The organism is Alteromonas sp. 14N.309.X.WAT.G.H12 (assembly GCF_036697315.1).
Lineage (GTDB): Bacteria > Pseudomonadota > Gammaproteobacteria > Enterobacterales > Alteromonadaceae > Alteromonas.
This window is the reverse complement of the sequence record NZ_JBAHZB010000032.1, coordinates 20986-35315: the sequence shown is the minus strand read 5'-3', so window position 1 is coordinate 35315 and position 14330 is coordinate 20986. Positions and strand designations below refer to the sequence as shown.

Genomic DNA, 14330 nt, shown 5'->3' with positions numbered 1-14330 from the left:
GTGAAAGGGGGTACGGGGGATGATACGCCAGCGGGGGAGTAGCAATAAGTCATCCCTGGCGTCCCTAGCTGGAATCGAACCAACATCTAAGCCTTAGGAGGGCCTTGTTTTATCCGTTAAACTATAGGGACTCGCCCGCAATTATACGTAGAAAAGGCGTCGCTGTTAACCCCTCGTTTTTCAACAGGTTTTAAAAGAATGGTTCAGTGATTAAAAACACGGCGAGGGGAAGGGCTCGCCGTGGTGTATTTGTAGAGGTTTGTCTGCTTTATCGGTATTTGCGAATAAACTCTGCCAACTGGGAACCAGAAATGAGTTTAAAGTTTTGTTGCTGGCTTGGCATCACATTGTGACCATCCTGCACCACAAGCAGGCCGTCGGGTAGGGTTTTCCCAAGGGGGAATGAGATAGCTTCTAAGCCGTCTGTTTCCGAGGTGCCATCAATGCCGGTAGCAAAATCAGGAACGACATTAAAAGTGCCTAGTAAGGTGTGATCTTCGGTGGTGGTATAAACGGCGTAGCGATCATTTCCTTGACTCGATACCACCAGATAACGCTTACCGTCCACATCAAATAACGCCATCCCTTCAATATCGGCTTTGACTTTTCCGCCTACCCGGGCAATCAGTTTCGGTGAAGATGCGGGGACTTCTAAATTGCGTTTCCAGACGCCAACAGCTTCCTCGCCATAATATAGCACCCCATTTTCATCATCGGCCACGCAGCCTTCGGGCTGTGAGGGCACGGTAAAGGTGTCGACAATGGTCGCCTTTATCGTGTCGTTAACGAAGGATAAGCGGTGTCGCTCAACATGCCCGTCGGTATCGTTGGCCAATACATCCAGGGTGTTGTTGTGCTGATAAAGACACAAGCCATATAAATCGTTTAATGATGAGGGTAGCCTAGAGGTCAGGTTCGCTTTTCGCGTCATAGGGTCAAGCACAAAAATATCGATGGTTTTCGTTGTTCGATTGGTCGCGGCGGCAATGGCCAGCACGCCATTATCGGTTTGCCAGTGACGGCGTACATCCACGTTATTAAGACGACCGACAGCCAGATGCTGAAGTCGTTGACCGGATAAATCATAAAGATCCAGCCCTGACTTTTTGTCGGTGCCCAGGATGACAGACGTTTCAGGTGCATCGTCTACATACCAGATGGCGGGGTCGTCAGCGGCATCGCCAAAACGGGCTACCGGATCGGTTTGCGCAAAGGCGGTAAGACTCCCATCTACCGCCACGGTCTTTGCTGGTATCTGGCTTGGTTGTGCGGGCAAAGACACGGTATACAGTGATGCGCTTTTATCATCATAGACACCGGCAATGATGTCACTGTGATGTGATGTAATTCGTACGGATTCCAGCTGATAGTCGCCGGTTAAAGGATAGGCGTTTAGCTTTTCCTTGTTGTATACATACAGGGCGTTATCGGCCGGAGAAACCGTCACCACTGCCCCGGTATTGTCCACGCCGACCCCTTCTATGCCCGATTGGGTGGGGAGAGTCAGCAAATCATGTCCATCACCGGCTTCAAATTGGCTGTCGTATTGCCAAAGCCCTGTGTATTCATCGGCAAGATAAAGGGTTTGTGTTTGGCTATCCTGTTGGCAGGATTTTACCCCGGTTCCCACATTCACCTGGCGGATATCAAACAGGGTGTTTTGTGCCAGCCCATGCTGGGTCATGCGGCCGACGGTATCAATGGTGGTAATAACCAACAGCTTGTCCTGGGCTGACAGGCACACCGCTTCAATATCGGCATTGGCGGCAGGTAAGGTGGCAAGGGCAGTAAAGGTGTGGCGCTGGGTGTCATAGGTAAATAAATTCACCGCGTAGGTGTCGTTATTTAGCGCGCCGATAATCCGTTTATTATCAGCCGTCATCACAATGTCGCTTTGGCTAAAGTGGCCGGGCTGCTTGGCAATGACAGACTGGTTTTCGTCGGTTACCGTCAATCCGTTTGTTTCGCTGGTGACCAAATAGTGCAGGGATGAATCCACGGTAAAGGGGGTCAGCTGTTGGCCGGGAATGGAAAACGGCGTAACAGCAAGAGGCTGTGCGGGCGGCGATGCGGTGTGGCTGGCACAGGATGCCAGAACCAGACTTGCCAGAACAAGGGGAAGGGTTGCAGGTAGTGTTTTCACGTTAATGTTTTTCCTTTTGCGGGTAACCTATGTTATTTCCTGGGGTTGATTTGCTGGGGTAAGGCGGCGGGTAAGCGCGTCCTTACCCGCAGGGAGTATTACATCTGCCAGGTAAACCCAAGTTCAAAGGTACGGCCATATTCTTCATACTGTGCATTCACATTATGCTGGTCAAAATAGGCGTAGTAAGGCTCGTCGGTGAGGTTAACCCCGTTAACATAAATGACCATGTTGTCATTAACATAGTATTTTCCGGAAAAATCCACCTGCTGGTGATCATCTTCCATGCGGATGAAATCGCCATCAATTTCTTCGAAGTTTTCACTTTTGTAGGTCATGGTTAAGCGCAGGCTCACGGCGTTATTCTCATAACCCAGCGTGAGGTTGCCTATGCGATCTGACTGGTTGGGTAAACTGGTTTCATACTTTTCGCCATCTAAATAGGTGGTGGCGTCAGAGGTGGAAAAGGTGCCGTTGGCCGAGATTAAAAAGCCGTTGTCGAAGGTTTTTAACCACGCGAGCTCAAGGCCGTGTAAGGAGGCTGAATCACCGTTGATGGCCTGGGTCACCTCGTCATAGCCTTCCCAGTCGTCGGTATCGGCCACATCGGCGTAAACAATAAAGTTGTCGATGTCTTTATAAAAATAGCCGGCAGAGATCACGCCGATATTGCCAGGGTAGTATTCCACGGTTAAATCGAAGTTGTTCGCTTCGTAAGGCTTTAACTCAGGGTTACCGGCTTCAGCGGTACGCTCGGTCACAAAGCTGCCATCGTCCTCTTCTTCGGTGGTGGTTTCGATGATTTGATACGCCGCCACATCTTCAAATTTCGGACGGGACAGGGTTTGGGTAAAGGCACCCCGAACTACGACCTTGTCATTAAGGTTGTAGCGCAGGTTAATGCTGGGTAACCAGTGCTCATAATCCCGGTCGGCAGACCAGTCCGTGTTGACCACCTCTTCCTCATCGGTTTCTTCGTTTTCCACCAATTCTACTCGCATACCTTGGGTGCTGAAATCGGTACGCTCGTATCGTAAACCCGCAACGACGCGCAGCTTATCAATATCGGCCGTGACCATGGTGTAAGCGGCGAAGATATCTTCATTGTTCACATAGGTTGCACCGTTAGACTCGACTTCTGAGTCCAGCTCTGCCAGCTCCAGGCTGCTGCGTTGTTCGTTAAAATAGCTGCGTAGGGCAGAGCGGTTTAGACCGTCACCAAAATCTCCAAAGTTATAATCCGGTGACGCGGCAACAAACGCTTCCCCAGTGATGCCATCAAAGTCACCGTCGTAGATGTACACATTGCTGTCACGATCTTTCTCTCGACTACGATACTTACTACCAAATTTAATTTCGCCGTCGTATTGGCCCAAGGTAATTTTTCGAGACAGATCGATTTTTGCGCTGCTTTCTACGTCTTTGGTGTAATTGTCTTCAAAAGAAATTTCATCCAAATCGTAAAGGGACAGATCCATGGCATCATCATTTTGCACCACTTGAGGGATCACCGAATTCAGATCTGCTGAAATACTGTCGTTATCTTGCTTAAACGTATAGTAGAGGGCGTTTGGCTCATCTTCATCTGATTTGGCGTAACCCAATTGCCAGTTAATCAACCAGGTCTCTAATTGGTGTTCAGCGCCTGCCGCCACGGTGAAGATGGTTTGGGTTTCGTCTCTATCTTTACTTTCACGTTCAATTTCTGAATCTTCGCCGTCAAAGGTAAAGGTATTGGCTTGACGGTACTCGCTATCAGAAAACTCACTGTACATGGTGCGCAGATAATACTGATTATTGAAATCCGGGCGGAAGTCCACATTCACTGCGCCCCCTAAGCGTTCACGGGTGATGGTGTAATCCCGTTGCTCCACTTCATCTTCGCCGTTACTTTCAATATTGTCAGAACCAAAATCCCGTTCAAACCAGGAAAGTGCCGCGGCCACCCCTAAAGATTCGCTGAATTTATGGGTGACAGCACCAGAGAGTTTGGGGCTGACTTCCTCTACCAGTTCATTGTAACTGCCCTGAGCGGAGAATTTGGCCGTATCCGTTGGGTAGTCAAACGCGCTCACACTTTTTACTTCAACCGAGCCACCAATGGCATCGGCATCCATATCCGGTGTGACAGTTTTTGATACTTCCAGAGATTGGATCAGCTCTGAGGGGATCACATCCAATGCGACTGAGCGCACACCGGACTCCGGTGACGGCACATTCAGCCCGTTAATGGTGACGTTATTCAGGTTAGGATCAATCCCTCGGATCCCTACAAATCGACCTTCACCCTGATCCCGTTCGATGGATAATCCGGGTAAGCGCTGGAGGGCTTCTGCGGCGTTTTGGTCCGGGAATTGACCGATGGCATCGGCAGACACTATAGAGGAAATTTTGTCGGAGGCACGCTGCTTGTTTAACGCGCGCGCCTGACCACTTCGCTGACCTTTTACCAGTATATCGGCTATGGTTTTATCCTTATCTGACAACACAATGACCGGGTTGACCACACCGTTTTGTTCGACGTTGACAATTTGGGTAACAGGCGACGCCCCCAGATAACTGACCTCTAGCGTGTAGCTACCGGCAGATAATCCCGTGAAGCGAAATGTGCCATCGCGGCGGGTCTCGGTACTCAGGTTCAATGCGGGAATTTTCACCAGCGCGCCGGCGAACATCCGCGCCTGATTTTCATCGGTGAGTGTGCCTGCGATATCGCCAGCTAGCAGAGTGAAAGGTACGGTTGAAAGTCCCACGGCAGCGAGACAATGCATGGTCAATTTTGATAAGCGAAGCATATACGCATTCCTGATTATAAGGTGAATGAGGTTTTGTGGGGGCCACGCTAAAAAGTAAGGATGACAAAATGATGACTGTGATATGACAGCCACTGTCATAAACCGTTGATCTTGCGATTTTTTTGTCTTTTGATGACATGGTTGAGCCCATTTGACCTGTCGTTAACGCTTTGTTTAAAAACAGGATTTGCTGTATTTCTTTGCCAAGACGCGAATTGTGACATCCCATTGTCATAAAGCTGAGCCAAAATGACCCTTCCAGTGATGACAGGTTTGGGTTATCACACGCTTTTCTTCGTTATTTTGAGGCTGTATGAATCCGGTTTATCGTGCTCGGCAAAGTCATTTAATTGGCGGCAGTATTGCCACCCAGGCGCTGGCACTATATTTGTGTTTATCCCATGGGGTGACTAAACCCACCGAACAAATCGCCTGGTTAGATGTGGTGGGGGAAGGGAGCGTGCTGGTATTTGCCTTAAGCTGGATTGTGGCGGCCATTGTCAGCCGTCCGCCTGGCCGCGTTACCACCTTGCTGATTGTCGGTCTTAACTGTTTTGCGTTTACCACGATGCTCGACTTTCTTGATGAAGTGTTTAGTTATTCGTCGGCATCCGATTGGTTAAGTATGTTGGAGTCGATCCCTGCCGCGGTCGGGATGGTGGTGATGACAATGGCTCTGAGTGCATGGCATGGTGAACAAAAGGCACTGAACAAACAGTTACAGCGCCGGGAGTGGACCTATCGGGATCATCATCAGATTGATGAGGTCACACAATTGTACTTGGCGGACTATTGGTGCGGGCGGGTAGCGGATTTGTGTCGCCGTCATTTGGGCGGCTGCGCGCTGATGGTAGATATTAACAGCTTTTCCCGCTTTAATCAGGATCACGGTTATCAAGAGGGCAATCGGTTCTTACAAGAAATTGCGCGCTTATTAGTGATGCATGTCAGAGAAAACGATCTGGTGTGCCGCTATGCAGGAGACCGGTTTATCATGCTTTTGCCGGATACAAGCTTAGAGTCAGCCATTGCGGTGGCGCGGCAAATTGAGGTGTCAGTGCATCATCTGGCATTTAGAAGCGGTGCAAACACCACCGCCGTGTTTCAGTCAGTTCGCACCGCTACCACCGCCATTGAATGTGATAGAAGCGTGGAACAACTGCTTACTACCTTGCACTCTATGCTGGATCACCAGCCACCTCAAGCCGCATGACGTCTTCGCCAATGCCATCGTATCGCCTTATTCACCACAATGACAAAGTGATACCCGCTTATCCATTATGTCGCGCAGTACTTGATGTGGTTACCAGTCATGGGGTTGATAAAAATAAGTTGCTACGGGGAACAGGAATATTCGATGCAGACATGGATAAAACCGGTTGGGTGTCGGCCAATCAACTGTGTGCGTTATTCGGCAATGTGATTAAGCATTGCAAAAGTAAAGGGGTGGGGTTTCAGATAGGCCACGCTCTTGCTACTTCTCATTATAGTGGCTTTGTCACGACCTTAGGGTATTGTCGTAATCTGCAGCAAGTTAGCGCTATTGTATCGCAGTATGTATTACAGGTGTGCCCGTTGGTGGATTTTGGTGTTTACACCCAGCCGCATGCTAAATTGTTGACCCTGCGTAACAGTATGGGCAAAAGCAAGGGGTTTCCTTTGGTAGTGGAAATCGTGATGGCCGCTTTTATGGCCTTTACCAAGCAATGGTGTGGTCACCGTTTGCCCATTCGATTTTATTTTCCCTTTTCTCGTCCCCGGCATCTTGCCGAATATGAAATGCACCTGGGGCGACGTCTCTATTTTGATCAGCCTTGTTTTAGCATGGCGATTGGAAAAACCGCTATCAGTGCGCGTTTCGTACAATATGATCCCTTTTTACGACGGGCATCGCGACAGCATTATGCACAGCAATTCGAGAAAGGCATACTGCTGGTGCACAGGGTACGGCTAGCCATCGCACAGGATCCACATCTTACGGCAGCTAAAATGGCAGCGCAGTTGGCCATCAGCCCGGCAACCTTAAAGCGTCGGCTAAAAGACTATCAGGTAACCTTTTCCGCTTTGGTGGATGAAGTGCGCCGAGAACACGCGATATTTTTATTACAGGTGTGTCAGTTATCAAACGCGCAAAGTGCGCTGAATATGGCCATTGATGATTTGACTAACTTTCGCCGGGCTGTGAAGCGCTGGACTGGCCGTACACCCAGTGAATTGCGTCAGTTAAACCCACTGGGTGTGCCGGCAGAGAAATAAGGGGGCAAAAATCGGTTATTAACGTTTTGCCACAAAGTCATTCGGCTGGATGTTGCCCACTAAACTACCGTCTGCCACTTCAACGGTAGCACTGTCAACGGATGCGCTAATCACTTTCACTTTCGCCGGATACAGGTTGTATTGCAAAAATGTCATGCCTTGGGGATCGATGACTTCACTGGTTTTGTACAGTGTGAGTTCATCGCCGGGACGGATCCCATGGGCGCGACCGAGGGACACTTGCAACTGAGTGCCGCTGACGGTGAGAACCCGGCCTGTGGCCGGTTGGCAAAGAAGGGCCTGTTCCACATCATCGACCACTTGGGCGAAAAGCTGATTGACCGCTTTACCATAGTCACTGGACCAAAATTGTTCACTACTTACATCCACCTGTGTGAAACGGTCAAAGCGCCATGGGGCTTGGGTGTGGTAGTTTTTTTCTAACAGTAACGCACCATTCATGCCGTCAACCACAAAGACATCCAATGCGAACTGCCTTTGGGCTACATCATTTTTCCAAAAAGCCAAGGATGAATGGGCGGTTCTCGCTAGACTGATATCGGTAATAACCCCAGCCAGAATAAACTGAGAACGGGTTTGTCTGGCAAGGGAAGGGGCCTGAGACAAGACTTTTGCGCGATCCCATCGCACGGTGTAGGGTTCAATGGGACCAAGGGCAACATGTTCAGATAAGGTGTTCATTTGTTGTTGTAACTGACGGGGTGCAATATCGGTGAGCTGATGAATTTGACCATCCTGAGCTTGTTGCCGATGGGCCAGGGGGAAATAGGTGGTGACCAGTGTTTTTTTGAACTGGGCAGCGGCGCACTGGGTTCTTTGGGGGAAAATATCAGCCCGAATGCCCACGGTGACATAGTCATCGTGCCATTTTTCATAAACCAGTTGGAGATCGTTGACTTCGCCGGCGGCACTGATTTTAAAACTATCTTCCTGCAACAATCCATTGGTGAGGGTTTGTACGCTTTGAACCGACGCCCCAGCAAACATCAGCGCTTGTCGAATGGCTTCTTCAGTGGCGCGTTTTTTGGCGGAGGACCTATCTCCTTGGGCAATCAAGGCTTGCCCCTGGGCTTCAAACCAGGCGGCAGAAGTTTGCCATGAGAGTAAAAGTCCCAGAAGCAATACTGACAAATTTTTCACTAAACCCTGTTTCGTTATACGCATTTTTTGTTCTCTGGCACACTGATAACGTTAGCCATTTGATAGAAGGTTCCCTGTACGCTCGTGCCCTTGGCGCGTATGTAGGTTAACTTCTCCGGTTTTCCTGTATGGGGAGTTACAGCAAATATTGTTCCTAAATTAATCGTATAAATTTTGACGCTGCTGTTAGGGCACAGTAGTTGCTAGCATAGGCATAGTGCTATTGAGCAAAATCCATTGTGTAACCTCACTGGTTTGTCACTAAAGAAGGTTTGTTATGACTAAAATTAACCATCAACTGCGGGTTGTTATCAGTTTCATCGGTGCAGTGTTGATAAGCGGCTGTAGTAGTTTTTTCGATAAGCAAGTTGAGTGGGAAACGGTAGAGCCCGAAGAATATCCGGTACTCAGTGCCATCGGTTATGCTCCCATTGCGACTCAGCGGGGAAAGTCCGATAACGATCGGGCATTAATGGCCATGCGGGCATCAAAGCTTGATGCTTACAGAGAACTGGCCGAACAGGTGTATGGACAAAAACTGGACGGAAGTCAGTCAGTGTCTAATCTTGTGATGCAGGATTCACGGTTAAAAGCGTCTGTTGAAGGGGTGATCCGTGGCGCTAGAGTGGTAAAGAGTTATCCGGTAGGCGAAGATACCTACGCAACTGAGCTGGAGCTGGATATGCGCAAAGTGTATGACATTTATTTAACCGTGGCTAAGCCTAAACGTATTCGCGATGTGACCTATTACTAAGGAAAATTACACTGGGAAGGATGGGGGGCGGTTAAGCGCTGATCCCTCGACCACGGCCAGAGCCTTTCGGCTTACCGCTTTTATCGTAGGTCAGAGATTCTTTCGCACGCACTTCTAGCATCAGGTTTCTTAAATGGGTTAAACGCAGTTGCCCTTGTTCCACCGCTTTTTCATTAACCTGGGTTTTATAACGACACTCTTCAACCCGCTGTTTCGATTTTTCAATCATTTCGTTGATATCATCGGGCACTGATTGGGAGGCTGACAACGGTTGGTAATGTTGCGCCACAATATTATCAGTGAGCTGGATTTGTTCGAGGGTGTGTTCTTTTTCTTTGAGTAAATTAATCAGGTCTTCCGCATTGCGGGAACTGATAAGGTGCAGCTCCTGATCAAGCAACGCTGACAATTGAGTTAGGTTGGCTAACTGTTGTTCAAGGGCTTGCTGAAGTTCTTGCACCATTATTTACTCTTTAAGGTTTTAAACCAAATACTTGCGCTTCCAAACGTGCGATTTTTTGTGCCAGTGAATCAGCATCAATTTTGTATTCGCCACTTTGGATCGCTTTTTTCAGTTTATCCACTTTCTCCTGATTCACCGGCGTCTCTGTCCCTTTCTTTTGTACCTGGCTTAATTGCTGGGCAGATTGGGTTAGCGACACGGAATCTTGTCTTGGAGCCGTGGTCTGCGTGTTTTTGGCCGCCACTTCCTGTTGTGCGGCAGATTGTGTTTGTGACTGCTGATTATTCAGTTTCACATTGTCAACGGGAGCCTTAGGACCGCCATTGTTTACATTATTAATTGCCATATTGATTTTCCACTACCAATAATACCTCGTTTAATTTATCGGCAGAATGCGTTGTAACTTTAGCCCGATTTACTAATTTTTTTGACAACCGTCTACAGATTAACCACCACTGTTTGTGTACTGGCGACCTCGGCGATAATTGAACGTCTTGATGATGCGTTAAGTACTTGAATATTATCGCCAATAATACCATCTTGTTGGGCTATGCCTGCGGTTTTTACCTGCATGCCTGCGGCGTTAGCACTTATTGTAATACGATCACCCTTACAAACAAAGCACAGCATATTACCTTGAATTGCCTGCCCTTGTCTCACTCGACGTTTCATACGGGCACCAATCAAGGGAGTTAAATCTGTATAACTGGTATGACGGATAAGATTGACATCCACTTCTGCGAGTTTCAAGTTTTGCGCACTTAACACGGTGCCTGGACTGATCATAGTCGCTGTCACGACCACGGTACGAGTGCGATTGATTCTGCCGTTGGTAAACAAGTACCAATTGCTGCTAGGGCAAGTTACCCGCACCGATACATAGCTTTGTGATAACGCCGCTTCATCGGCGTGATAATTATAATCACTCTCACAAGGTTGGATTTGAATGCGCTCATCGATGGGCAGCACGGTAACCTGGACATTGTCGTTTTGATAGCGATCGCCAATGGCTGAACGAAGATATTGCTCAGCTTCTTCTCGCATTTGTTCCCGTAAATGCCCGGAAGATTGTGCAAATGCCTGAAAACTAACTATGGTTATGAGCATAATAACCACATGAAACAGTCGTTGCTCTCGTTTTTGGGCACTGGAATATGGAATCTTTTTTTTCATTTTCACTTTTTCGTGTTCACCTGAACGCAATTTGACTATGATTAATAACAGTATCTGACGGGACGACGATGCCAGCGTCACTTTTTTGGCGATTCTACTTCAAATCATTAAGTGGTATTGTCAACGCAATGTTCGTGCCCAATTTTTATATAGAGGTGAGATATGTCGGGAATACTTGATTCCGTTAATCAGCGCACGCAGCTAGTGGGGCAGAATCGACTGGAATTGTTGTTGTTCAGATTAAATGGGCGTCAGCGTTTTGGCATTAATGTGTTTAAAGTGCGTGAAGTTTTACAATGTCCGCCTTTAACGCGGATCCCCAAATTAAATTCATTGGTCCGTGGCGTCGCTCATATTCGTGGCCAGACCATATCGGTGATCGATCTGAGTATGGCCACCGGCGGGCGTAAAATTGAGAATTTGGATAACGCGTTCATTGTGATCGCTGAATACAACCGGTCTGTTCAGGGCTTTTTGGTAGGAGCAGTAGAACGTATTATTAATACCAACTGGGATACCATCATGCCGCCGCCACAGGGAACGGGCAAAGCAAGTTACCTAACGGCGGTAACAGAAGTGGATAATGAGCTGGTGGAAATTCTGGACGTGGAGAAAATTCTCAATGAAATTTCCCCACTGAACACCGATGTGAGTGATGAAGTGGCCTCGGGGTTAGATACCTCTGGCAGCAAAGATAAAATTATTTTTATTGCTGATGATTCCTCGGTGGCAAGAAGTCAGGTGAAAAAAGCCCTAACGGCTTTAGGTCTGGAAATTGAAATGGCTAAAAATGGGCTCGAAGCCCTCAACCGATTAAAAGAAATCGCCGCTGAAACCGGTGATGTCACAGACAAAGTCGGTGTGTTGGTTTCCGATATTGAAATGCCTGAAATGGATGGTTATACCTTAACGGCGGAAATTAAAAATACGCCGGAATTGCAAAACCTCCATGTGGTGCTTCATACCTCCTTAAGTGGCGTATTTAATCAGGCGATGGTGGAAAAGGTGGGGGCCGACGATTTTATTGCCAAGTTCCATCCCGATGAGCTTGCCACAGCAGTGAACAAGTGGCTTAAAGATTAGTTTGTGAGGCATTTTTAGCTTGAAAAACAAAGACGTGTCTGAAGGTAGTTATCGTCAGTTTGGTCAATTTCTGCAACAGCAATGCGGTATTTCTCTTGGTGAGAATAAACAGTATTTGGTTCGTAGTCGATTGTCTTCGGTGATGCACGATTTTCATTTTGATTGCATAGATGCCCTCATTTCGGCCACGATCACCGGGCGCAATCGCCAGCTCCTTCAAGCCGTACTCGATGCCATGACCACCAACGAAACCTTGTGGTTTCGTGATAACTACCCGTACGATCTGCTGGTGAAAAATATTTTGCCAGAGATGGCGACAAAAAAGCGGCGGTTACGTATTTGGAGCGCCGCCTGTTCGTCAGGGCAAGAGCCATACTCCATTGCCATGTCTGTGCTTGAGTATCAGGGGCAAAAAGGGCAATTGCTTGGTGGTGTGGAAATTGTCGGTACGGATCTATCATCTAAGATGCTGGAAAAATGCGAAAAGGGTGTTTACGACGAGCTATCCTTAGCTCGGGGGTTGTCCGCTGAACGTCGTCGCCGATACTTTACCGCGAATAAAGACGGCTTATTACAGGTGAATCGTGACGTCAGAAATATGGTGTCGTTTCGCAGTTTAAATCTGCTTAATAGCTATGGTTCGCTGGGAAAATTCGATATCGTTTTTTGCCGCAATGTGTTGATTTATTTTCCCCAAGAAGTGAAAACACGCATACTGCAACAAATTGCCGCTCAACTGCAACCAGGTGGCATCCTCTTTCTCGGGGCGTCGGAATCTATAGGTAGTGCTGATCACCTCTATACGATGGTGAAATGCCGTCCAGGCCTTTATTTTCAACGTAAAGCGTAATCCTCCCGTGTTCTTAGTCTAGCGTCAAAAATACTTGGCACTTCCTTTGCTTTAACCTTTTACAAGGTCAATTTTTATAGCAACTGAGGTGTCGGTCGTGGCCATCAATTTAGACAAATTAGTGGGTTTCCACCAAAAAGCACTGAACATTCGTGAGCAGAGAATGGAAGTCATTGCTGGCAATTTGGCAAACGCCAATACGCCCGGGTACAAAGCCCGCGACATCGATTTTCAACGTGCGATGGAATCCGCCCAGTCATCTCAGCGTACCGGCAACATGGTACGAACCCATGAAGCCCACTTCGGGGGCAAACTCAATATCAGCAGTTTTGACGTAGATTATCGCATACCTGACCAACCGGATACCGGTGATGGTAACTCTGTGGACATACAGACCGAACGTAATGCGTTTTTGGAAAATGGTATGCGCTATCAGGCCTCATTACAGTTTCTGGAAAGTAAATTAAAAGGTATGAAGAAAGCCTTAAGTGGAGGGCAAAGCTAATGAGTCTCTTTAATGTAATGTCGATTTCCGGTACAGGCATGGAGGCAGAAAATGTCCGCTTGAATACCACTGCCAGTAACATTGCCAATGCCAACAGTGTTAGCAGCAGTTATGAAGATACCTACCGAGCTCGCTATCCGGTATTTGCCGAACAATTAGCCCAAGCCACAGATGATCAAAGTAAAGGCGTGGGCGTTCAGGTAAAAGGTGTCGTGGAAAGTGATGCGCCGTTGCAAATTGAATATGCTCCCCACAATCCAATGGCAGACGAAAATGGCTATATCTATAAGCCCAATGTGAATATTGTCGAAGAAATGGCAAATATGATGTCAGCCTCCAAAGGCTACGAAACAAATGTACAGGTTGCCGATACCACGAAACGCATTTTCCGTCAGGTATTGCAGCTAGGACGCAGTCAGTAATGAACGCTGACATGAGGATATTTCAGTGAGCACAATTTCAAATGATGCCGGTTTAACATCAGAACTTTACTGGCAGGACGAGGGGGTTGCTGTTGCCGATGGCAGTGAACAACGCCTCAGCCAGGAAGATTTCTTTTCATTGTTAACTGAGCAATTGGCGAATCAAGATCCCACCAAGCCGGTGGATAACGATCAAATGGTTGCGCAGATGACGTCATTTACCATGGCCGATGGCATTGAGCAATTAAATCAGAAGTTTGAGTCTTTTGCTGAATCAATGACGTCAAATCAGGCACTACAGGCGTCCAGCTTAATTGGTCAGAATGTACTGGTGGAAGGCAACATCGGTTATATGCCTGAAGAAGGCGCCGGTTTTAGCGGTGTGTTGGTCAATGACCAAACAGTACAAGATTTGACGATAACCATTGAGAATCAATATGGCGAAATCGTGAAAACCATTAATGCCGGTACCCAGGGGGCAGGAAACATTGAGTTTAATTGGGATGGCACCAACACCAATGGGGAAGCCATGCCTGCCGGTGACTATGTCATTAGTGCCAACGGTACCGTGGATGGTGAAGGCACCTCAGTGCCTATAGCGGTAAACCGGCATGTGGGCAGCGTAAGTATGACCGGCAGTAATCAAGGTATTGTTTTAAATTTGGCGGGTGATGTGAGCATTAGTCTTAATGACGTCATCCAAATTGGCAGTGAATAGGAGAAAA

General features: G+C 47.8%; 14 protein-coding genes and 1 tRNA gene. 8 read left to right on the top strand and 7 right to left on the bottom strand.

The window, feature by feature from the left end:
• Positions 1-56: 56 nt before the first annotated feature.
• The 3 genes from V5298_RS10500 to V5298_RS10490 form a co-directional block, all read right to left on the bottom strand.
• A tRNA-Arg gene (locus V5298_RS10500) sits at positions 57-131 on the bottom strand.
• Between the two features lie 137 nt (positions 132-268).
• Positions 269-2143: a phytase gene (locus tag V5298_RS10495; RefSeq protein ID WP_332931416.1), complete on the bottom strand. Its 1875-nt coding sequence runs from the start codon at positions 2141-2143 to the stop codon at positions 269-271.
• Between the two features lie 98 nt (positions 2144-2241).
• Entirely contained in the window at positions 2242-4938 is a 2697-nt protein-coding gene (locus V5298_RS10490) for a TonB-dependent receptor (protein ID WP_332931415.1), read from the bottom strand.
• 313 nt (positions 4939-5251) lie between these two features.
• Between V5298_RS10490 and V5298_RS10485 the strand changes: the two genes are divergently transcribed.
• Both V5298_RS10485 and V5298_RS10480 read left to right on the top strand, forming a co-directional pair.
• Positions 5252-6151 carry a GGDEF domain-containing protein gene (locus tag V5298_RS10485; RefSeq protein ID WP_332931414.1) on the top strand — a complete coding sequence of 300 codons (900 nt, stop codon included), beginning with the start codon at positions 5252-5254 and terminating at the stop codon, positions 6149-6151.
• Positions 6148-7194 (top strand): AraC family transcriptional regulator, encoded by a 1047-nt coding sequence (locus V5298_RS10480; protein ID WP_332931413.1) that lies wholly within the window; start codon positions 6148-6150, stop codon positions 7192-7194. Before V5298_RS10485 ends, V5298_RS10480 begins: the two co-directional genes overlap by 4 nt.
• A gap of 18 nt (positions 7195-7212) precedes the next feature.
• On the opposite strand, the gene V5298_RS10475 is transcribed toward V5298_RS10480, so the two are convergent.
• Positions 7213-8379, bottom strand: a complete 1167-nt coding sequence (locus V5298_RS10475) for a flagellar assembly protein T N-terminal domain-containing protein (protein ID WP_332931412.1) — start codon at positions 8377-8379, stop codon at positions 7213-7215.
• 253 nt (positions 8380-8632) lie between these two features.
• Here V5298_RS10475 and V5298_RS10470 point away from each other — a divergent pair, with 253 nt between their 5' ends.
• Positions 8633-9109, top strand: coding sequence for an LPP20 family lipoprotein (locus V5298_RS10470; protein ID WP_332931411.1), 477 nt, complete (start codon positions 8633-8635; stop codon positions 9107-9109).
• Between the two features lie 31 nt (positions 9110-9140).
• Here the strand turns inward: V5298_RS10470 and flgN are convergent, their stop codons facing one another.
• The 3 genes from flgN to flgA all read right to left on the bottom strand — a co-directional run bounded on the left by flgN (position 9141) and on the right by flgA (position 10745).
• On the bottom strand, positions 9141-9572 hold the full coding sequence (gene flgN, locus V5298_RS10465; protein WP_332931410.1) for a flagellar export chaperone FlgN: 432 nt from the start codon (positions 9570-9572) through the stop codon (positions 9141-9143).
• A 10-nt stretch (positions 9573-9582) separates the two neighbouring features.
• Positions 9583-9918: a flagellar biosynthesis anti-sigma factor FlgM gene (gene flgM, locus V5298_RS10460; protein ID WP_332931409.1), complete on the bottom strand. Its 336-nt coding sequence runs from the start codon at positions 9916-9918 to the stop codon at positions 9583-9585.
• A gap of 92 nt (positions 9919-10010) precedes the next feature.
• Positions 10011-10745: a flagellar basal body P-ring formation chaperone FlgA gene (gene flgA / locus V5298_RS10455; protein WP_332931408.1), complete on the bottom strand. Its 735-nt coding sequence runs from the start codon at positions 10743-10745 to the stop codon at positions 10011-10013.
• A gap of 162 nt (positions 10746-10907) precedes the next feature.
• On the opposite strand from flgA, the gene V5298_RS10450 reads away from it, so the two are divergent.
• The 5 genes from V5298_RS10450 to V5298_RS10430 all read left to right on the top strand — a co-directional run bounded on the left by V5298_RS10450 (position 10908) and on the right by V5298_RS10430 (position 14323).
• Positions 10908-11828, top strand: a complete 921-nt coding sequence (locus V5298_RS10450; protein WP_332931407.1) for a chemotaxis protein CheV — start codon at positions 10908-10910, stop codon at positions 11826-11828.
• Between the two features lie 19 nt (positions 11829-11847).
• Positions 11848-12678, top strand: coding sequence for a protein-glutamate O-methyltransferase CheR (locus tag V5298_RS10445; RefSeq protein ID WP_332931406.1), 831 nt, complete (start codon positions 11848-11850; stop codon positions 12676-12678).
• 97 nt (positions 12679-12775) lie between these two features.
• The gene (gene flgB / locus V5298_RS10440) at positions 12776-13183 is read left to right on the top strand and encodes a flagellar basal body rod protein FlgB (RefSeq protein WP_332931405.1); all 408 of its coding nucleotides are present in this window, start codon (positions 12776-12778) and stop codon (positions 13181-13183) included.
• Positions 13183-13605 (top strand): flagellar basal body rod protein FlgC, encoded by a 423-nt coding sequence (flgC, locus tag V5298_RS10435; RefSeq protein WP_332931404.1) that lies wholly within the window; start codon positions 13183-13185, stop codon positions 13603-13605. Before flgB ends, flgC begins: the two co-directional genes overlap by 1 nt.
• A gap of 25 nt (positions 13606-13630) precedes the next feature.
• Entirely contained in the window at positions 13631-14323 is a 693-nt protein-coding gene (locus V5298_RS10430) for a flagellar hook assembly protein FlgD (RefSeq protein ID WP_332931403.1), read from the top strand.
• Positions 14324-14330: the final 7 nt, after the last annotated feature.

Bases quoted from the DNA above. Each gene is read 5' to 3' on its own strand.
- V5298_RS10490 (WP_332931415.1), bottom strand. From the start codon at position 4,938: ATGCTTCGCTTATCAAAATTGACCATGCATTGTCTCGCTGCCGTGGGA.
- V5298_RS10485 (WP_332931414.1), top strand. From the start codon at position 5,252: ATGAATCCGGTTTATCGTGCTCGGCAAAGTCATTTAATTGGCGGCAGT.
- V5298_RS10480 (WP_332931413.1), top strand. From the start codon at position 6,148: ATGACGTCTTCGCCAATGCCATCGTATCGCCTTATTCACCACAATGAC.
- V5298_RS10475 (WP_332931412.1), bottom strand. From the start codon at position 8,379: ATGCGTATAACGAAACAGGGTTTAGTGAAAAATTTGTCAGTATTGCTT.
- V5298_RS10470 (WP_332931411.1), top strand. From the start codon at position 8,633: ATGACTAAAATTAACCATCAACTGCGGGTTGTTATCAGTTTCATCGGT.
- flgN (WP_332931410.1), bottom strand. From the start codon at position 9,572: ATGGTGCAAGAACTTCAGCAAGCCCTTGAACAACAGTTAGCCAACCTA.
- flgM (WP_332931409.1), bottom strand. From the start codon at position 9,918: ATGGCAATTAATAATGTAAACAATGGCGGTCCTAAGGCTCCCGTTGAC.
- flgA (WP_332931408.1), bottom strand. From the start codon at position 10,745: ATGAAAAAAAAGATTCCATATTCCAGTGCCCAAAAACGAGAGCAACGA.
- V5298_RS10450 (WP_332931407.1), top strand. From the start codon at position 10,908: ATGTCGGGAATACTTGATTCCGTTAATCAGCGCACGCAGCTAGTGGGG.
- flgC (WP_332931404.1), top strand. From the start codon at position 13,183: ATGAGTCTCTTTAATGTAATGTCGATTTCCGGTACAGGCATGGAGGCA.